The following is a 17,216-nucleotide window of genomic DNA, read 5'->3' as shown; positions in this document are numbered from 1 at the left end:
CCCTGGGGGTGCCCGGCCCGTTGTACGGGTACGGTGGCCGCGTAGGGACGAGCCGAGTCTGGTGGTGGACGTTGTGCTGATGCAGGGCTTCACAGGGTTGATGTGGCTTCTGAGCATGGCCCTGATCATTTTCAGCGGCTTCGCGCTGTTCGACGCCGCCGTGCGGCGGGAGGACGCGTACCGCGCGGCCGACAAGAAGACCAAGCCGTTCTGGCTGATCATCCTCGGTCTGGCCTTCGTGGTGAACCTGCTCTTCCCGATCCTGTCGTTCCTGCCGATCATCGGGCTCATCGCGACGATCGTGTACATGGTCGACGTCCGCCCGGCCATCCGCGCGCTCCCCGGCGGCGGCCGCAGCCAGCGCGGCTCCAGCAGCGACGGTCCCTACGGCCCCTGGAACGGCGGCCGGTAAGCGCGCCTCGGCAGCGCTCCAGCCCCTCGGCAGCGCCGGAGCCCGGAACTACGGCACCCGATCCAGCAGCAGTACCGCCACGTCGTCCGTCAGCTCGCCACCGTTGAGGTCGCGCACCTCGTTCACCGCCGCCCGCAGCAGCCGCTCGCCCCGCAGCCCCTCGGCGAACTGGCGGCGGATCATCTCGGTCATGCCGTCCTGGCCGAGCCGCTCCCGGCCCTGGCCGATATAGCCCTCGATCAGGCCGTCGGTGTAGAGCATCAGGCTCCACTCGGCACCCAGCTCCACCTGCATACGAGGCCAGCGGGCCCCCGGCAGCAGCCCGAGGGCCGGTCCGTTGTTGTCGTACGGCAGCAGACGGGCCGGTTTGCCCGGGCGCGCCAGCAGCGGCGACGGGTGACCCGCCAGGCACAGACCGGCGCGGCGGCCGTCCGGCGCGATGTCCACCGTGCACAGCGTCGCGAAGATCTCGTCGTCGGCCCGCTCGTGCTCCAGCACCTGCTGGAGCGTGCCCAGAAGCTGGTCGCCGCACAGGCCCGCCAGCGTCAGCGCGCGCCACGCGATCCGCAGCTCCACCCCGAGCGCGGCCTCGTCCGGGCCGTGACCGCACACGTCACCGATCATCGCGTGCACGGTGCCGTCCGGCGTGCGGACGACGTCGTAGAAGTCACCGCCGAGCAGGGCGCGCGAGCGGCCCGGGCGGTAGCGGGCGGCGAACCGCAGCGGAGAGCCCTCCAGCAGCGGGGTCGGCAGCAGACCGCGCTCCAGGCGGCGGTTCTCCTGGGCCCGCAGCCGGCCCTCGGCGAGCCGGCGCTCGGCCGACTCGGAACGCTTGCGCTCCACCGCGTAGCGGATCGCGCGGCTCAGCAGCCGGCCGTCCAGCTCGTCGCGGAACAGGTAGTCCTGGGCGCCCACGCGCACCGCCTCCGCGCCGCGCTCGGCGTCGCCCGACGCGGTCAGCGCCAGGACGGCATGCCGGGGCGCGAGCTCCAGCACGTGCCTGAGCACGGCGAGCTCGTCCTCGGAGTCGCTGTGGCCCGGCGCCGGCAGCGCGAGGTCCAGCAGGATGCAGTGGACGTCGTCGGTCAGCAGCCGTCCGGCCTCGGTCAGATTGCGGGCCGTGCGGACGCGGATCGGCTTGCCTGCCTGGTCGAGCAGATCCTGCGCGATCGGCGAACCGGCCGGATCGTCCTCGATCAGCAGCAGCGTCAGGTTGGTGTGAGCGGTGTTGTTCTCCACCTTGTCCGTGGTGTTCCCGGCGGTGTCCGGCGTGCGCGGGGCCGTGGCCGAGGCGTCCTGGACGGACTTCTCGGCGGAGCCGCCGCACGGGGACGCGGCCTGCGCCTGACCACTCTCCACGGCCGGGATCGCTCTCTGCCGCGGTATGGGTACGGGCATCGTCTTGGGTTCCTTCCCTCCCCCCGAGGGCATGGCGGGGGCGAGGGACCTCGACCCACCGACGGGGACCATAGCGGGTGTCGGCGCCGCATTGGAATGGTGTGAGCCACGCCGCTGCGCCATCGGCCAGTGTCATATGCCGCGATATGTGCCGCAGTTGGACAGGCCGGAGATGCTGCGGAGATGACGAACGTCACGTCAGCGCCGCGTTTTGCAGGGGTCCGGCGTGCGGTGGGTCACGTGGGCCGGGTCACCAAAGGTGCCCGATGCCCGATATGTTCACCCGGCGTCGGTGCCGGGATCCGGCCTTACCACCCCGAGGATAGGCATGGATCCCGCTCCCGCGACGGTGATGTCCCGCCCGGGCCGCGGTGCGTGCACCATCGCCCCGTCGCCGATGTACATCGCGACATGGCTGGCGTCGTCGAAGTAGATGATGAGGTCGCCGGGCCGCATGTCCTGGACGTCGATGTGCCGGAGCTGCTTCCACTGCTCCTGAGAGGTGCGCGGTATGCCGCGGCCGGCGGATATCCAGGCCTGTGAGGTCAGCCCGGAGCAGTCGTAGGTCTTCGGGCCCTCGGCGCCCCACTGGTACGGCTTGCCGATCTGGGCCGTGGCGTATTCGACGGCCTTCTTGCCCTGCTCGGTCGCCTTGCCGCTGATCTCGTCGAGGACACCGGAGCCGAGCCAGGCGGACTGTGCCTTGGCCGCCGCCGCCTTCTCCAGCTCGGCGAGGCGCTCCTGCTCGTCCTTCTGCAGCTCGGACTCGACCTTCTCCGCCTGCTTGATCTGCTTCTCGATCTTCTTCTGCGCGGCGGCCTTGGCCTTGCGGCCCGCCTCCAGCTTCTTCCACTGCGCGGAGGCGTCCTTGGCGTACTGCTCCAAGTCCTCCTGTGTGCGGGTCAGTTCGCCGATCAGGCCCTTGGCCGCGTGCTGGCCCTGGCGGACCCGGACCGCTCCCTCGAGGAACTCCTGCGGGTCGTCGCTGAGCGTCAGATGGGCCTCGGGGGGCAGTCCGCCCCCGCGGTACTGCGCGGCGGCCGAGGCGCCGGCGCGGTCCTTCAGCTTCGCCAGCTTCTCCTTGCCCTTGACGATCTTCTTGGCCAGTTCGACGATCTCGGCGGACTGCTTGTCCGCCTTCTCCTCGGCGGCGTTGTACTCGTCGGTGGCACGGCCCGCGGCGCGGTACAGCTTGTCGAGTTTCTTGCGTACGGCCTCGAGGTCCTTGCTGGGCCCGGCCGTTGGGCTCGCGCTCGGAGTGGGGGAGGGGTTCGGGCTGGCGAACGCCGTGCCCGGTGCCGCCAGCACGGTGATCGCGCAGACCACGGTCACAGCCGTCGCGATCAGGCCACGCTTGCCCGTTCCCATACCTCAGCCCCCAACTGATTAACCGTCAGTAACATCCGGTTCGTCTGGGGATGCTGCCATGACGGCGCCCAAAGCGACAGAGGTAGTGCTTCCCGCCGCCCCCGCACCGGTATGCCCCCGGCATGACGATCTCCCCGCCTGTGTGACGAACGACTCAAAGAGATCGTTCCCGGCAGGCCATGTCGGTCCATGCCGGAGAGGTCAGCCCCGCGGGGCCAAGGCCTCCCACCGCACCGTCACTTCGCCCTGCCGCCACCGCACCGGCCCGTCCGCCACCGGCCAGTCCGCCGTCAGGTCCCGTACCGCCCGGATCCACCGCTGGCGGGCGCCGTAGGAGGCGTAGGGCGCGGCGGCCGCCCAGGCGCGGTCGAAGTCGCGCAGGAAGGTGTGCACCGGCTCACCCGGGACATTGCGGTGGATGAGCGCCTTCGGCAGGCGCTCCGCCAGGTCCGAGGGGCGCTCCAGGGAACCCAGCCGGGTCGCGAAGGTGACCGTGCGCGGCCCCTCCGGGCCGAGCGCGACCCACACGTGCCGCCGCCCGATCTCGTCGCAGGTCCCCTCGACCAGCAGCCCGCCGCGCGCACCGGTGGCCGGGTCGGCCGGTGCGAGCCGCCCGCACAACCGCTCCCACACGGCCGCGACCTCGCCCTCCTCGTACTGCCGCAGCACGTTCGCCGCCCGGACGAGCAGGGGCCGCTGCGGGAGGGGGATCTCGAAGCCGCCGTGCCGGAAGACGAGCCCCGCCCGCTCGTACGGCAGCGCCGCCGCGACCCGGGAGGGCTCGATCTCGACGCCCACCACGCGCGCGCGTGGCGCGACCGTACGCAGGCGGTGCAGCAGCTCGACGGCCGTCCAGGGGGCGGCGCCGTAGCCGAGGTCGACCGTCACGGGGTCGGCGGCGCGGCGCAGCTCCGCGCCGTGCGTGGCCGCGATCCAGCGGTCCATACGGCGCAGGCGGTTGGGGTTGGTCGTCCCGCGCGTCACCGTTCCCACGATGCGGGAGCGGGTCGCTGCGCGGGATGTCATGCGTACGAGGGTATGCGGCGTGCCCGTGGTCACCTTCCGCCGTGCACCGAGGACCTAGGCGCCGCCCCCGTACGTCCCGAACTCGGGAACCCCCGTCGACTCGAAGACATGCACCGACAGGCCGCCCGGCGTCGTCCGATGGTCGGTGAGCCGCAGCCCGGCCGGTGCCCCGCCGTCCGGGAAGAGGCGACGGCCCCGGCCCACCACGACCGGGGCGATCACCAGCCGCAGTGTGTCGATCAGCCCGGCGGCCAGCAGGGACTGCGCGAGCCGGGCGCTGCCGTGGATCTGGATCTCCCGGCCGGGCAGCCGCTTCAGCTCCGCCACCTGGGAGGGGACGTCGCCGGAGAGGATCGTGGTCGGGTTCCAGGCGGCCGTGGCCAGGCTGTGGGAGGCGACGTACTTCGGCAGGCCGTTCAGTACGGCGGCGGCGGGATGGTCGGTCATCGTCGGCCAGTCCCGGGCGAAGTTCTGGTAGGTGCGGCGGCCGAACAGCAGCGCGTCCGCCTCACCGAGCCAGGTATCGGCCAGCCGTTCGAACTCCTCGTCCAGATGCGGCACGAACCAGCCGCCCCGCTCGAAACCGCCGCTGGTGTCCTCGTCAGGGGCGCCCGGCCCCTGGGAGACACCGTCGAGCGTCAGGAACTCCTGCACCACGAGCTTCATCGTGACCCTCTCCTCTCCTCAGTGAGTCAGACGCCCCGGGACGCGGAAACTCATCGGTCCCCGAACAGCGGCCCCCGAACGGGGAGAACCGTCAGTCCTGGCGGACGATGTTCCTGCCCGGGCCGCCGGAGAGCGTGTCCGCGCCGGGTCCGCCGTACAGCTCGTCGTCGCCGCTGTTCCCCCAGATCCGGTCGGCGCCGCTGTTCCCGTGCAGGATGTCGTTGCCCCTGCCGCCGTAGATCTCGTCGTCGCCGGCCCCGCCGTAGACCGTGTCGTCACCGTCGTCGGCGCGCAGGATCTGGTCGCCCGCACCGCCGTGCAGGACGTCGTCGCCCGCGCCGCCGTCCACGATCTCGCCGTCGATGCCCGCGTAGAGGGTGTCGACGCCGGCACCGCCGCCCGCGTACCCCAGCGCGCCCGCCCTGATGGTGTCGTCGCCCGCGCCGCCCCGCACCGAAGTGCCGTCGACGCGGCTGCCGGTGGCGCCGGTCCATTTGTCGTCGCCGTCGCCCAGCTCGACCGTGTTGAAGTAGTAGACCTGGTCGGTGGCGTTGTCGAAGGAGGCGGTGTCGGCGCCGTCGCCGAGGTCCATCTCCATGGAGTCGAGCGGGGACTGGCTCTCGGGGGCCTCGACCGTGCAGGAGATCTTGGTCTTGTCCGAGCTGTCGGGATGGCCGCAGCCGGTCCCGGTGCTGACCGGGACGACGTCGTCGATCACATAGGTGAACTGCGAGCGGTCGCCGGTGTACGACTGGGTGATGGCCACCTTGTTGGCCTGCCCGGGGGCGGCCGTGTAGGTGAGGTGCCAGCCGTACTCGTTCACCGAGGCGGTGGCCGTCGGCTGCGCGGCCCCGGCCGGGCCCGCCAGGGCGATCGGGACGGCCAGGCTCATGCCGAGAAGGGGCGTCAGAACCGTCGCCGCGCGTAACTTCCGGCGGCCGATGAGGCGAGAGGGCATTGCGTAACCTCCGTGAGGCAGTGGTCGATCCTTTCGTTGGTTGTGACCGGTGGGGCAGGAGCCCGGTTGTCCGCGGAACCGGAATCGACAGCCTTTTCACGATGGGGACAACGTCCGTGACCTGCGATTTCCGATCGAGTTCACCTGCCTGTCACGCTCCCGGGCCGGCGGACAAGGGAGCCCTTCGGCAGCCCTTCGCCCTCGAACGGTTGAGCGGTGACCGGTAATGATTCGGTAAAAGTCGCGAACAGGGAAACGAACGGGGAAATGGAGCGCCCCCTTCCGGTGTTCACCCCCGTGCAGGGCACAGCGAGTCCTGCGCGAGGCATGCCCGGAGCGAGGAGGAACGCCACGTGAGCCAGTACATCGGCAGGCTCGGGCGGCGCTCCGCGTCCGCGCCCGCGCGCCTGAGGCTGCACCGCAGGCCCCGCCGGGTCGCCATGCTCTCCGTGCACACCTCCCCGCTCCACCAGCCGGGCACCGGCGACGCCGGCGGCATGAACGTCTACATCGTGGAGCTCGCGCAGCGCCTCGCCGCGCAGGGCATCGAGGTCGAGATCTTCACGCGCGCGACCGCCGCCGCCCTCCCGCCGACCGTCGAACTGGCCCCCGGCGTCCTCGTCCGGCACATCGACGCCGGCCCCTACGAGGGCCTCAACAAGGAGGACCTCCCCGCCCAGCTCTGCGCCTTCACCCACGGCGTCATGCAGGCCTGGGCCGGTCACCGCCCCGGCCACTACGACCTGGTCCACTCCCACTACTGGCTCTCCGGCCACGTCGGCTGGCTCGCCGCCCAGCGCTGGGGCGTCCCCCTGGTGCACGCCATGCACACCATGGCCAAGGTCAAGAACGCCAACCTGGCCGACGGCGACAGCCCCGAGCCGGCAGCCCGCGTCATCGGCGAGACCCAGATCGTCGCCGCCGCCGACCGCCTCATCGCCAACACCACCGAAGAGGCCGACGAACTGGCACGGCACTACGGGGCCGACACCGACAAGCTCGCCGTGGTCCACCCCGGTGTGAACCTGACCCGCTTCTCGCCCGCCGACGGCCGTGCCGCCGCCCGAGCCCGTCTCGGTCTGCCGCAGGACGCGCTGATCCCGCTCTTCGCGGGCCGCATCCAGCCCCTGAAGGCCCCCGACGTGCTGCTGCGGGCCGTCGCCGTCCTCCTCGACGAGCGCCCCGAACTCCGCTCGCGCATCCTCGTCCCCGTCGTCGGCGGCCCCAGCGGCAGCGGCCTCGCCAAGCCCGAGGGCCTGCAGAAGCTCGCCGCCCGCCTCGGCATCGCGGACGTCGTACGGTTCCGCCCGCCGGTCGGCCAGGAACAGCTCGCGGACTGGTTCCGCGCCGCCTCCCTCCTGGTCATGCCCTCCTACAGCGAGTCCTTCGGCCTGGTCGCCATAGAGGCCCAGGCGGCGGGCACCCCGGTGCTCGCGGCGGCGGTCGGCGGCCTGCCGGTGGCCGTGGACGACGGACACACCGGCTTCCTCGTACGCGGCCACAACCCCGCCGACTACGCGCGCGTGCTGCGCGACTTCGCCGACGACCCGCAACTGGCGCCCCGTATGGGCGCGCAGGCCGCCCGCCACGCCCAGTCCTTCGGCTGGGACACCGCGGCCGCCGCCACGGCGGACGTCTACACGGCCGCGATGCAGGCGCATCGCCGTCGCGTACGCTCCCACCATGGGTGAAACCGGTCAGGAACAGCGCGCGGTACAGGTCATCGAGGGAGTGCTGAAGGACGCGGACCTGGAGTGGGAGAGCCCCGAGCCCGGCACGTACGTCGCGCAGCTCCCCGGCACCCGCAAGCTCAAGACCACGGTCTCCCTGATCGTCGGCCGCCACTCCCTCTCCCTGAACGCCTTCGTCATCCGCCACCCCGACGAGAACGAACCGGCCGTCCACCGCTGGCTGCTGGAACGCAACCTCAAGCTCTACGGCGTGAGTTACGCCGTCGACCAGCACGGCGACGTCTACGTCACCGGCCGCGTCTCCCTGTCCGCCGTCACCGCCGACGAGCTCGACCGCCTGCTCGGCCAGGTCCTGGAAGCGGCGGACGGCAGCTTCAACACCCTTCTGGAGCTGGGCTTCGCCTCGGCGATCCGCAAGGAGTACGAGTGGCGGGTGTCCCGGGGCGAGTCGACGCGCAACCTGGACGCGTTCGCCCACCTGACGCAACGCCCGGAGCGCTAGGCCCTGTCAGGACGCCCCTCGGTAACGCCCGGGCGGCACCCCCACCAGCCTCCGGAAGTGCCGGGTGAGATGGGACTGGTCGTAGAACCCGGTCGCCACCGCCACCTCGCTCGGCGCCTGCCCCTCCAGCAGCAGCCGCCGGGCCCGGCCCACGCGCAGGGACGTCAGGTACTGGTGCGGGGCGATGCCGTAGGCGGCACTGAACGCCCGTACGAGATGGGCCGGATGGGCACCGACGAGCCCGGCGGCCTCCTTGAGCCCGATCCCCTCGGCCACCCGCTCATCCAGCAGCTCGCGCAGCCGCCGCGCGAGTACGGGATCGGCGGGCCGGGGTGCGGCGAGGTCGTCCCGCAGATGCCCGCGCAGCCGCTCTCCGACGAACATCAGCCTGCTCTCGGCCTCCAGCTCCTCACCGGGCCGCAGCAGCGTGCCGTGCAACTGCCCGACGCGCCGCCGCAACAGCGGATCGCGCAGGTCGGGATGGTCGACGGCGGCCCCGATGAGCTCGTCACCGAGATATGTCCCGTCGAGATACAGGACCCGCTTGCGGAAGCCCTCCGGGGTGACGGGGGAGCCGTTGTGCGGCACATGCGGCGGCAGCAGCGACACGGTGTCGTGCGGCGTGCCGTGCTCGTGCCGGTCGAGGTCGTACCGTACGGCGCCGGTGTCGACGATCAGCAGCGTCCAGGCCTCGTGGACGTGCATCGGATACGCGTACTCGGTGAACTGCGCATGGAAGACCTCGACGACACCCGCGACAGGGGGCCGCCAGGCGGAGACGGTCCGGGAGGTCCGGGAGGTCCGGAAGGACTCGGAGGCCATGCAAAAAACGTACAAGACCCCGGCGGGGGCTGCCGGGCACGCTCGCATCATGAACACCGAACCATCCCCGGAGCCGACCGAGCCGACCGAGCCGACCGAGCCGATCCGCTTCGACACGAAGATCGCTGTGCTGCTGCGCGAGGACCTGGAGCAGTGGCAGCGCCTCAACGTCACATCGTTCCTGGTCAGCGGCCTGGGAACGCAGCTCCCCGAGGTGATCGGCGAACCGTACGAGGACGCGGACGGCGTGCCCTACCTGCCGATGTTCCGCCAGCCGGTCATGGTCTTCGAGGCCACGAAGGAAACCCTCACCACGGCCCACACCAAGGCCCTCTCCCGCTCCCTGCCCCGCGCGGTCTTCACGTCCGACCTGTTCGCCACGGGCAACGACCGCGACAACCGCGCGGCCGTACGGGCGGTTCCGACGGCGGACCTGGACCTGGTCGGCCTCTTGGTCTACGGCCCGAAGAACGCGGTGGACAAGGTGGTGAAGGGGGCGCGGATGCATCCGTGAGACCAAAGTCTGAGGCCCGTAGACCAACGGCTGATGACAGGACGGACGGCACCTCCCAAGACTCTTTCCCATGGAGGAAGCCAAGAAGATCCGCATGGGAGCCGAACTCGCGGAATCGACCTGGGCCATCGTGCTCTTCTGCGTCGCCTGCGGTGCCGTCGCCGGTGCCTTGCTCCCTCTCCTGGCCCGCGGGCTGCTGACGCTCCCGTGGGCACCGCTGGAGGGCCCGGCCGAACTACTGACCTCGGTCCCGGAACCCGCCCTCACCCTCGGCACGGTCGCGGTGGGCGCACTCGCAGGCCTGCTGCTGGGTTTCACGGCCGTGCACGAGTCGCTGTCGGTGAGCATCTCCGACACGCACGTGACCCTGACCATCAGGGACAGCGCCCAGTCGTTCGCCCGCGAGGAGATCGCGGCGCTGTTCCGGGACGGCAAGCAACTCGTGATCCTGGCCCCGGACGGCCTGGAACCGGCCCGGGAACACTGCGGCCTGTCCTGGCCACGCCTCACCGCGGCGCTTTCCGCCCACGGCTACCCCTGGGCGGAGCAGGACCCCCACCGAGCCGACTACCGCCGCTGGGTCCCCGGCACCCCGGGCCTGCCCGAGGGCGCGGACGCCCTGCTCAGGGCACGCGCGCGGGCCCTCAAGGACTCGGACGACGCCGACGACGCCCGGGAGCTGCGCGGCGAACTGCTCCGGCTCGGCGTGGTCGTACGGGACGAGGAGAAGCGGCAGTACTGGCGGCCGGCGCGACGAAGCTGAGGCGCAGGCGCCCGGGGCCCTCGCAGCGATAAAATCCGCCGCGGGAGGAACGCCCGTGACCCGAATACCCGGCTTACGCGCCCTGCTCATACTCTTCGTCTTCGTCGTCGCCACGGCGGCGGTTGCCGGCTGCGCGGGCCGGGGCCCGGACACGCCGCCGGACAGGGGACATTCTCCGGCCGCACCGGCACCTCGCCCGGCCATCCACCTCGGCACGGACGGCGATCGTGCACTGGTCCCCGGCGGCCCGCCGCTCCCCTTCCGCGTCACTGTCGCCGGCCTCACCGAGACGCAGGCGGCACGGCGCGTACTGGCGCTCTACATCGGCACGGTCCCCGACCGGCTCCAGATCCGCGAAGACGGAACGTGGCGCGACGTGCGGCTCCAGTGGACCAACGAGCAGGACGACGACGGGGAGTTCGCTGCCGTGCTGCCGCTCTCGCACCGCGGCAAGGCGCGCAAGCGGATCGAGTTCCGGCTCTTCACCGCCGACCAGCGACGCAGCTACGTGGACGGCCAGGTCCCTGCCGTGGCCGACACCATCGCGGCGCAACTGGCCCCGGCCCGGAAAGGCTGGGTCCCGGACACCCACCCGGCGGCGTCCGCGTCACGTGTGCGTCTTCCGGTGGATCCCACTCACCTCGCCATCGAGGTCCCGCAGTTGCTCAGGGCGACCGAGGGTGGTCCACCCGTGGAGTGGGAGGTGCGGGTGCGCAACGTGGCGGGCAAGCTCACCCGTTCCGGCCTGCGCATCGCGATCACCCTCAGCCCCGGCGCGGTCGGCCAGTCGGTCAGCCGCCTGCACTGGTCGATCGACCAGGAGGGCCGCTGGACCGACCTGACGGGCCGGGAGCACGTCGAGACGGACGCCTTCGCCCTCGAGCCCGGCGAGTCCCGTACGGTCCGCATCCGCATCGCTCTGCCGACCGGAGCCACGCCCAAGAACGCCGGCGACCTCGCCGCGGCCTTGTCCGCAGCGGTCTCGGCCCCTTGGTGGCCCTCCGACCCGGACCAACCCTCGGGAGTCTCCCTCGACTCGGAGTCCACGAACGTCCTGGCCGACGAGGGCTAGGCCATGGTCACGGAGCGCAAGCCTCGGCGATCGACAGGCTGTTCTCGTAGAGGTGGTGCCGAGTGATCCGCCCGCCCTCAACGCTGAGCCGCAGCGCGAACGGCCCCTCGAAGGACTTCCCCGTGGCTCGTACGGTCCCCGACACATGCCCCGTCAGCACGGCATCGGCGCCGTCGACGAGAAAGGCATCGACAGAGGCCCGGGCATCCTCGGCCACGGTGTACTCCATCAACTCCGCTGCCTGCGCGGCACACTCGGCAGCGGTGGACCGCGGACGTATCCACGGCACTCCCGGATTCTCGGCGAGCACCCAGTCGACCTTGTCGGCGAAGAGCGCGGTGAGCCCCTCGGCGTCCCCGGCGAGACGGAGCTCGAGGAACTTCTGAACGGTGGCGCGGGTCGCGTCCGCGGTGGTGGTAGGCGTCATGAAGCCCAGACTGCCGGGAGCGCGCAGGAGCGTCGATTACGTCCCAGGTAAGGAGACTCGGCGTCGATCACTGCCCGACGCGACCGTCGATCAGCTCGCGCAGAAGGTCGGCGTGGCCGCAGTGCCGCGCGTACTCCCCGATCTGCGCCACCAGGACATCGCGAAGCTGAAGCTGTCCACCGGGTTCGGGCCCGAGATCGGAGAACCCGGCGTTCCGGGTGCCGAGATCGTCGACGCCGGCCAGGTACCGATCGGTGAGTTCCACTTCCACCCGCCACTGACGCCAGGCATCATCCACGACCTTCGGGTCCGCGACCGCCCCGTTCCAGTCGCCGTCGCGGTCTTCCTCGGTCCGATACAGCTTCGGCGCGTCCTCACCGGCCATCACCCGCCGAAAATGCCGCTCCTCCTCAGCCATGTGCCGCACCAGCCCGAGCAGAGACATCGTCGACGGCGGCACAGACCGCAGGGCCATCTGCTCGGCATCCAGGCCCGCACACTTCATTTCCAGGGTGAGGCGGTAGTGGCGCAGGCAGTCGAGCAACGCACCGCGTTCGTCGACGACTTCGGTGTCGGTCTCGCGGGGGTCATCATCCGGATCGACCCACATGTCGGGGTAGACGATCGACTGCGTCCACCGAGCCACAGCTCGTTCAGTGGTGTGCTCACCCGAGACCATGGGGGCATGGTGGACCGGGCCGACATGGTTCCGCTACTGAATAATCGGGCAGCCGCACCAGGTGGTCACGCCGTTCCTGCAGAACCACGACTATCCGCACCCTTGCAGGTCCTCGAACCTCGGCTTCGGTCTGCTCGTTTGGGCAGTGTCCTTGTTGTCTTTGTAGTCAGCGAAGGCTTGTTCGCTGCTCCTGCTGGGAACGGTTCTGCCGTTTGCGTCTGCCCTGTACCACTGGCCTGCGCTGTGGAAGTGCATGGTGAACTGGTCGAATCTGATGCCGTCAGGGGAGTCGACCGAGAACCGGGTGCAGGGCTCGAGGACCGAAATCTTGTAGAACCTGTCGGCTGTGGCATTGAGTAGCAGGACGTGGTAGGCCGGAACCAGGCTGCGGTTCTCGATGAGGAGATGCTGTGCTTCGGCGCCTTGTTCAGAAACGTGCCATGCGACGCGGTAGGCGGTCGCCAAGCGATTCGTGATCCGGTCGTTCTCATAGGCCATACCTGCAAGTCGATTCGCGAGCTGTTCGTTCGAGTTGGCCTTATTCGACGCTGAGGCCGACACGATGATTCCGAGGATGGAAAAGATCAGGGCCAGGACCGCAACTGCAATGGAGGCCACCTCGATAGCGAGCTTCACCTTCTCCACGCGTGGCCCAGTCTGCCCTGCGTCTGGATTATCCATAGCGCCCAATCAAACCGAGAAAGATATCTGGTCTTCATAGTGAAGCAGCTGAAATCCAGATAAACACCGACCGGCGCGCGTTCAAGTAGAAGCCGGCTCCGGCCGCCGACGGCATCATCTCGCCGTGTCGGAAGGCTCCCGGTCAGGAACTTCGGCAGCAGGCCCGCCGCACCCCCGCTTCTTCACGTGGTAGTCGCGGTTGGGGCCTTCGCGGATGATGCTGGTCTGGGCTGAGAGATAGAAGACGCGGAGGAAGCGAAGACCCTCACGACGGGTGGCGGCATGTCGCTGACATACCGATCTCGTTCTGACACTCCGGTCGCTCGTAGGGCGTTCAGGTCTGCGGGGGCGATGAAGCGACCTCGGTGGACTCGTCGGAGATGGTCAGGTCTCCTCCGAAGATGCGGGCGGTGAAGCAGATGTTGAACTGGCGGCGGACTTCGCCGTCGGTGTAGGCGATGACGTGGCGGGGTCGGTGTAGGTCCCGACCAGCCCTGTGATCTCGACGTCGTAGCCGGCTTCTTCCTTGACCTCGCGTACGGCGCAGCCGGGCAGGGAGTCGTTCATCTCCATGCCGCCGCCGGGCAGGGCCCACAGGTCGTTGTCCCGCCGGCGCTGGAGCAGGATGCGGCCCTGGTCGTCGGTGACCACCGCCGATGCGGCCACGACGAGGCTGTTGGGGGTTGGGGCCGCGGGGTCGTCGTAGTACTCGGTCCGGGCCACTAGGTCCCCTTTGCCGGCCGGGCGGTTTCCCACACGGCGTTGAAGCTGTCGGCGTACGTGTCGAACATGCCACCGTCGCCATTGCGGCGCAGTCGTCACACCGGAGCACGGTAGGCGTTCACGCCGAACACGTGCGCGTTGACCAACAGATCATCCGCGCGGTACAGGCTGATGTAGGGGGTTGTTCCGTGCGTCCGTACTTCGACGCCGGGGACGTGCAGTAACTGCCGATAGTGCATGAGCGCCAGTCGGCACCGTGACTCGATCCCGTGGCCGAACTGCTTCTCTAGGCCGCGCTGTTGAACGTTGGGAGTTCGCGTCCCCCAGCGCGACGCGGATCGCGCAGCCGGCTTCTGCCCGCTCGCATAGCAAGTCGTTGAGGCGGGGTAGGTCTTGGCCCTTAGAGGCCACTCCCGAGGATGCGCTCACCACCAGTAGGCATGACCCTCCCACCAAAAAGCCCCCGCCCCGCGAATAAACCGCAGGTCGGGGGCCTAAGGGACGTCGAATTACTTCTTCTTCCCCTGGGTGTTGTCGGGGATCTTGGGGAGCTGCGTTGTTGCTGGCCAGAGCGGTGGGAACGGGCGCCTGAGGGGGCGCCATTGGTCGTCGTTGGCTGTTGGCGAGCGGCCTCGGACGGCCCAGAGACGGCCCAGCCAGCACTGTCATGAGCGTCGGCTCACCGTGTTACGCAGTGCCTCGTACCACCCGATGAAGAGCCAACGCAGCCACCACAGCCTGCCCCTTCGCCCGCCTTGCAGCCGCGGTTCCGGACTCGCCGGCATACGGAGAAGTCGAGGAGGAGCAGACACACGTGGGCCTCGACTGCGTCGGCCTCCACCACCATGCAGATGGCAGTAGCCGTTCCACCCGCTCAGATTTCTGCACGCCTGCCCTCGCCGTGTCACACCAGCGCAACGCCCCATGAACGGAGTCTGGCAGAGCCTGTGCGAGAGGAGGTGCCAACTGGGACAACTGCTCACGCGAGCTGCCCGGTCCCACATCCGGAGCCATAAGTCTGGGAAGGCACGCGGAGATCTAACGGCGGTTCAGGGGGCTGAGCTGGGTTAACGCCTAGTTCATAGCCCTGGTGAACTCTGCGGATTGCACCGCGATTCCCGCTGTTCACCGCTCGATCTGGTGCGGCTGTGGTGCAGGGCGACCACCGCTTTCGACGGGGCCGTCACACCTGTATGCATGCCTCGTTCGGTCTGAAGTTGACTGTGGTGGTTTTGTCGCCGGACTTCACAGACCCGAGGCTGATCGGAAGGCTGGCCGGGTGCCGCCCGCGCGTGAGAAAAGAGGACTTCCATGGATCAGACCGTGCTCGTTGCGATCGTAACTGCCGCAGCGGCCTTGGGTGGATCGGCGGTGGCCGCTCTGATCAGTTTGCGGAGTATTCGCCTCCAGAATGAGCACGCGCTCACTCTCGCGCGCGAGGAGCGATCCGAGAATAGAGTCGCCGCGCTCCGCCAAGCACGTCGCGATGCTTATAAGGATTTTCTTGACAAGGCAAGCAGCGTAGTGCATGCGATCACCAAAACTCACGATTCACAAGTCAGCGATGAAGATTTCCAGAGCCTGTTCGATTCAGCCTGGGATCAAGCGAACCTGCTCCTCCCATTAATCAATACGGTATCGATCGAAGGCCCGTTAGAAGTCCTAGAGTGTGGGCGCGAGCTGCGAGCAGCTCTCTACGGCGAGTTGAGAAGCGTCCGGGCCGTGCGTCAGGGCGAGGCACCGAATGATGCCGTTACCGAGGCAACGAATCGTCGAAAGAGGGCCGTTACTGCGACGTCATACGCAGCGCGTGAGGCACTCGGCAGTAACATCAACACTCATTGAGCTTGATCACGCTAAGGACACATGAGAGGACTGCGTCCGCACTCCCCCTCTCGGTGGATTCCCGCTGTGCTGGGCGGGCGGAGGGCAGGCTGCTGCGGACCGCCGCTTTAGGAGTTCGATCCGGGCCCGCTACAGCTGCTGTTGTGGGCTGATGCGACGACCGGACAGAGACGCTGATGTACGTCCCTGCCCGACGTCGTTGATGTCAGCCGTGGATGTCGATGACCTTCTGATCCGTAGCTCTACAGAGATCGGTCGGTGAAGGTCATACAGGCTGCCGGGAAGCCCATGAGGGGCGGCGTGGGGCGCTGCCGGTTGCTGGGGTTGCTGTACCTCGCTGTTGTACCGCAGGGTCATCCGCTGAGGGTTTCCACGAGAGCATGCGCTTTGACCTAGCGCACGAGCTCGGCCACCTTGTTCTCCACCAAGGATCTAAGAGGAATCGATCTCGCGCGACAGAACAGGAGGCGCACGACTTTGCATCGAGCTTCCTGATCCCGGCAGATGGACTATTTGCACAAGTCGTCGGTCGGCTTCGGTTGGATGACGTGTTCAAGCTCAAGACCTACTGGAAAGTCTCTGCGGTCGCAATGGTGGAACGGCTCTACCAGCTGGAGCTAATCTGCGAATGGAACCGCCGTCAGTGGCTGATCGACCTGTCTCAGCGCGGCTATAGAACTTCCGAACCTGATGGAATCCACCCCGAGACTTCTCGGCTATTTACGGAGGTATTTCGCCTTGCCCGGGAAGATGGTTAGAACTCGCGTCGCATTGCTGAAGAATTGAATGACAGCAGTCAAGACCTAGATGCGCTTGTATTCGGTCTATCGATTGCTGCAATCTCTGGCGGCGGCCAGGCGGGCCCGGCCATGCAAGGCCATCTCTCCGTCGTGAAATAGAGGCCGACGCCCACTCCCTGTAACATTAGAATATATCGTCAGGTTCTTCAGGGTTCTCCGCTTGGATCTCTTCAAACTCAAGTCGCATCCGCTCATGTCGGAGGCGCTCGGCCTCTCGTCCGGCCTCTACTGAGAGACGAGCTTCAACGACACCTTCTTGAGGAGGGGGCAGCTTGGCATCTCGGATGTAGGCCGACAGGACATTGATCATGTCTCCCGACATCGTCTGCACGTGGCGCAGATAGTGGAAATGTCGGGGCCCTGTGTAGCGGTACTGCTTAGCCAGAGCGAGCGTCGGAGTAAGCCGCTCGTGTACCGCATCGCTAGGAATGCGGAGCAGGGCGAGATTGATGTCCCGGAAGTGAACGGCTGCTGTTCGCTCCCAAGGCTCTCGGTCATCTCGCGAAGCGCTTGAGGATGTCGCTGATGCTTCGACCAGGTCTTGCAGTTCGATCAGCTTCGCGAGGGCAGTGTCGGTCGCCAAACGTCCGACGTCGTGGAGGCGGGCCTCCTTCGCAGTGCGCCGCTGATGGCGGAAGCTCAGCCACGTCGTGATCGATGTTGCCCCCGCACCAAGGACCGCGCCGCCGAGACCTATGAGAGCTGTTGCCACTTCCTGGTTCATGCCGTCATCCTGCGCGAACCTCAAGGCCTGCATCTACCAACTTCCACCTGCTCCCATCCCGTCCGCCGTCGACCCACCCGTCTGTGGAGCGGGCGTGGTTCATGGCGTCCAGGTGGAGCGCGCCACTGTACGAACGACCTGGACG

The 17,216-nt window shown here is 68.5% G+C and carries 18 protein-coding genes and 2 pseudogenes; 8 read left to right on the top strand and 12 right to left on the bottom strand.

Going from position 1 to position 17,216, the window contains the following annotated elements; translation table 11 throughout:
- Positions 1-79: 79 nt before the first annotated feature.
- A complete protein-coding gene (locus ACFTZL_RS23855; protein WP_031107860.1) occupies positions 80-412 on the top strand; it encodes a DUF2516 family protein in 333 nt (110 codons plus the stop codon).
- 48 nt (positions 413-460) lie between these two features.
- Here ACFTZL_RS23855 and ACFTZL_RS23850 read toward each other — a convergent pair whose 3' ends face one another.
- The 5 genes from ACFTZL_RS23850 to ACFTZL_RS23830 form a co-directional block, all read right to left on the bottom strand.
- Complete coding sequence (locus ACFTZL_RS23850) at positions 461-1,810, bottom strand: PP2C family protein-serine/threonine phosphatase (RefSeq protein WP_382586297.1); 1,350 nt, start codon at positions 1,808-1,810, stop codon at positions 461-463.
- 279 nt (positions 1,811-2,089) lie between these two features.
- Positions 2,090-3,178: an NlpC/P60 family protein gene (locus ACFTZL_RS23845; RefSeq protein ID WP_382586294.1), complete on the bottom strand. Its 1,089-nt coding sequence runs from the start codon at positions 3,176-3,178 to the stop codon at positions 2,090-2,092.
- 201 nt (positions 3,179-3,379) lie between these two features.
- Positions 3,380-4,204, bottom strand: a complete 825-nt coding sequence (locus tag ACFTZL_RS23840) for a class I SAM-dependent methyltransferase (protein WP_382586291.1) — start codon at positions 4,202-4,204, stop codon at positions 3,380-3,382.
- 54 nt (positions 4,205-4,258) lie between these two features.
- Entirely contained in the window at positions 4,259-4,870 is a 612-nt protein-coding gene (locus ACFTZL_RS23835) for a dihydrofolate reductase family protein (protein WP_382586289.1), read from the bottom strand.
- A gap of 91 nt (positions 4,871-4,961) precedes the next feature.
- Positions 4,962-5,828, bottom strand: coding sequence for a calcium-binding protein (locus ACFTZL_RS23830; protein ID WP_382586286.1), 867 nt, complete (start codon positions 5,826-5,828; stop codon positions 4,962-4,964).
- Positions 5,829-6,181: 353 nt separating this feature from the next.
- Between ACFTZL_RS23830 and mshA the strand changes: the two genes are divergently transcribed.
- Both mshA and ACFTZL_RS23820 read left to right on the top strand, forming a co-directional pair.
- Positions 6,182-7,519: a D-inositol-3-phosphate glycosyltransferase gene (gene mshA, locus ACFTZL_RS23825; protein ID WP_382586283.1), complete on the top strand. Its 1,338-nt coding sequence runs from the start codon at positions 6,182-6,184 to the stop codon at positions 7,517-7,519.
- Positions 7,512-8,021: a YbjN domain-containing protein gene (locus ACFTZL_RS23820; RefSeq protein WP_382586280.1), complete on the top strand. Its 510-nt coding sequence runs from the start codon at positions 7,512-7,514 to the stop codon at positions 8,019-8,021. The genes mshA and ACFTZL_RS23820 overlap by 8 nt, the downstream gene beginning before the upstream one ends.
- Positions 8,022-8,027: 6 nt before the next feature.
- Here ACFTZL_RS23820 and ACFTZL_RS23815 read toward each other — a convergent pair whose 3' ends face one another.
- Positions 8,028-8,843, bottom strand: a complete 816-nt coding sequence (locus ACFTZL_RS23815) for a helix-turn-helix domain-containing protein (protein WP_382586277.1) — start codon at positions 8,841-8,843, stop codon at positions 8,028-8,030.
- Between the two features lie 49 nt (positions 8,844-8,892).
- Between ACFTZL_RS23815 and ACFTZL_RS23810 the strand changes: the two genes are divergently transcribed.
- The 3 genes from ACFTZL_RS23810 to ACFTZL_RS23800 all read left to right on the top strand — a co-directional run bounded on the left by ACFTZL_RS23810 (position 8,893) and on the right by ACFTZL_RS23800 (position 11,192).
- On the top strand, positions 8,893-9,357 hold the full coding sequence (locus ACFTZL_RS23810) for a DUF2000 family protein (RefSeq protein ID WP_382586275.1): 465 nt from the start codon (positions 8,893-8,895) through the stop codon (positions 9,355-9,357).
- Between the two features lie 70 nt (positions 9,358-9,427).
- Positions 9,428-10,120 carry a hypothetical protein gene (locus tag ACFTZL_RS23805; RefSeq protein ID WP_382586272.1) on the top strand — a complete coding sequence of 231 codons (693 nt, stop codon included), beginning with the start codon at positions 9,428-9,430 and terminating at the stop codon, positions 10,118-10,120.
- 55 nt (positions 10,121-10,175) lie between these two features.
- Entirely contained in the window at positions 10,176-11,192 is a 1,017-nt protein-coding gene (locus tag ACFTZL_RS23800; protein ID WP_382586269.1) for a hypothetical protein, read from the top strand.
- A gap of 7 nt (positions 11,193-11,199) precedes the next feature.
- Here ACFTZL_RS23800 and ACFTZL_RS23795 read toward each other — a convergent pair whose 3' ends face one another.
- From ACFTZL_RS23795 to ACFTZL_RS23775, 5 genes and pseudogenes are all read right to left on the bottom strand, one after another.
- On the bottom strand, positions 11,200-11,619 hold the full coding sequence (locus ACFTZL_RS23795) for a nuclear transport factor 2 family protein (RefSeq protein WP_382586266.1): 420 nt from the start codon (positions 11,617-11,619) through the stop codon (positions 11,200-11,202).
- Between the two features lie 67 nt (positions 11,620-11,686).
- Positions 11,687-12,298, bottom strand: a complete 612-nt coding sequence (locus ACFTZL_RS23790; RefSeq protein ID WP_382586263.1) for a DinB family protein — start codon at positions 12,296-12,298, stop codon at positions 11,687-11,689.
- A gap of 90 nt (positions 12,299-12,388) precedes the next feature.
- The gene (locus ACFTZL_RS23785; RefSeq protein WP_382586260.1) at positions 12,389-12,943 is read right to left on the bottom strand and encodes a hypothetical protein; all 555 of its coding nucleotides are present in this window, start codon (positions 12,941-12,943) and stop codon (positions 12,389-12,391) included.
- 376 nt (positions 12,944-13,319) lie between these two features.
- Positions 13,320-13,702: pseudogene (locus ACFTZL_RS23780) on the bottom strand (NUDIX hydrolase); the annotation flags it as partial.
- A pseudogene (locus tag ACFTZL_RS23775) lies at positions 13,702-14,089 on the bottom strand (XRE family transcriptional regulator); the annotation flags it as partial. The pseudogenes ACFTZL_RS23775 and ACFTZL_RS23780, both read right to left, overlap by 1 nt.
- A gap of 924 nt (positions 14,090-15,013) precedes the next feature.
- Between ACFTZL_RS23775 and ACFTZL_RS23770 the strand changes: the two are divergent.
- Together ACFTZL_RS23770 and ACFTZL_RS23765 are read left to right on the top strand one after the other, a co-directional pair.
- Positions 15,014-15,547, top strand: a complete 534-nt coding sequence (locus tag ACFTZL_RS23770; protein WP_382586257.1) for a hypothetical protein — start codon at positions 15,014-15,016, stop codon at positions 15,545-15,547.
- A 380-nt stretch (positions 15,548-15,927) separates the two neighbouring features.
- On the top strand, positions 15,928-16,305 hold the full coding sequence (locus tag ACFTZL_RS23765; RefSeq protein ID WP_382586254.1) for an ImmA/IrrE family metallo-endopeptidase: 378 nt from the start codon (positions 15,928-15,930) through the stop codon (positions 16,303-16,305).
- Between the two features lie 166 nt (positions 16,306-16,471).
- Here ACFTZL_RS23765 and ACFTZL_RS23760 read toward each other — a convergent pair whose 3' ends face one another.
- A complete protein-coding gene (locus ACFTZL_RS23760) occupies positions 16,472-17,071 on the bottom strand; it encodes a hypothetical protein (protein ID WP_382586251.1) in 600 nt (199 codons plus the stop codon).
- Between the last annotated feature and the right edge of the window lie 145 nt (positions 17,072-17,216).

This window comes from Streptomyces sp. NPDC056948 (assembly GCF_042674225.1).
In the GTDB taxonomy this organism is placed as follows: domain Bacteria; phylum Actinomycetota; class Actinomycetes; order Streptomycetales; family Streptomycetaceae; genus Streptomyces; species Streptomyces purpurascens.
The sequence above is the reverse complement of the archived record's forward strand: the minus strand, read 5'-3'. Positions and strand labels throughout refer to the sequence as shown.

Bases quoted from the DNA above. Each gene is read 5' to 3' on its own strand.
- ACFTZL_RS23815 (WP_382586277.1), bottom strand. From the start codon at position 8,843: ATGGCCTCCGAGTCCTTCCGGACCTCCCGGACCTCCCGGACCGTCTCC.
- ACFTZL_RS23795 (WP_382586266.1), bottom strand. From the start codon at position 11,619: ATGACGCCTACCACCACCGCGGACGCGACCCGCGCCACCGTTCAGAAG.
- ACFTZL_RS23820 (WP_382586280.1), top strand. From the start codon at position 7,512: ATGGGTGAAACCGGTCAGGAACAGCGCGCGGTACAGGTCATCGAGGGA.
- ACFTZL_RS23835 (WP_382586289.1), bottom strand. From the start codon at position 4,870: ATGAAGCTCGTGGTGCAGGAGTTCCTGACGCTCGACGGTGTCTCCCAG.
- ACFTZL_RS23850 (WP_382586297.1), bottom strand. From the start codon at position 1,810: ATGCCCGTACCCATACCGCGGCAGAGAGCGATCCCGGCCGTGGAGAGT.
- ACFTZL_RS23845 (WP_382586294.1), bottom strand. From the start codon at position 3,178: ATGGGAACGGGCAAGCGTGGCCTGATCGCGACGGCTGTGACCGTGGTC.
- ACFTZL_RS23830 (WP_382586286.1), bottom strand. From the start codon at position 5,828: ATGCCCTCTCGCCTCATCGGCCGCCGGAAGTTACGCGCGGCGACGGTT.
- ACFTZL_RS23810 (WP_382586275.1), top strand. From the start codon at position 8,893: ATGAACACCGAACCATCCCCGGAGCCGACCGAGCCGACCGAGCCGACC.
- ACFTZL_RS23765 (WP_382586254.1), top strand. From the start codon at position 15,928: ATGCGCTTTGACCTAGCGCACGAGCTCGGCCACCTTGTTCTCCACCAA.
- ACFTZL_RS23805 (WP_382586272.1), top strand. From the start codon at position 9,428: ATGGAGGAAGCCAAGAAGATCCGCATGGGAGCCGAACTCGCGGAATCG.
- ACFTZL_RS23840 (WP_382586291.1), bottom strand. From the start codon at position 4,204: ATGACATCCCGCGCAGCGACCCGCTCCCGCATCGTGGGAACGGTGACG.
- ACFTZL_RS23760 (WP_382586251.1), bottom strand. From the start codon at position 17,071: ATGAACCAGGAAGTGGCAACAGCTCTCATAGGTCTCGGCGGCGCGGTC.
- ACFTZL_RS23790 (WP_382586263.1), bottom strand. From the start codon at position 12,298: ATGGTCTCGGGTGAGCACACCACTGAACGAGCTGTGGCTCGGTGGACG.
- ACFTZL_RS23770 (WP_382586257.1), top strand. From the start codon at position 15,014: ATGGATCAGACCGTGCTCGTTGCGATCGTAACTGCCGCAGCGGCCTTG.
- ACFTZL_RS23855 (WP_031107860.1), top strand. From the start codon at position 80: ATGCAGGGCTTCACAGGGTTGATGTGGCTTCTGAGCATGGCCCTGATC.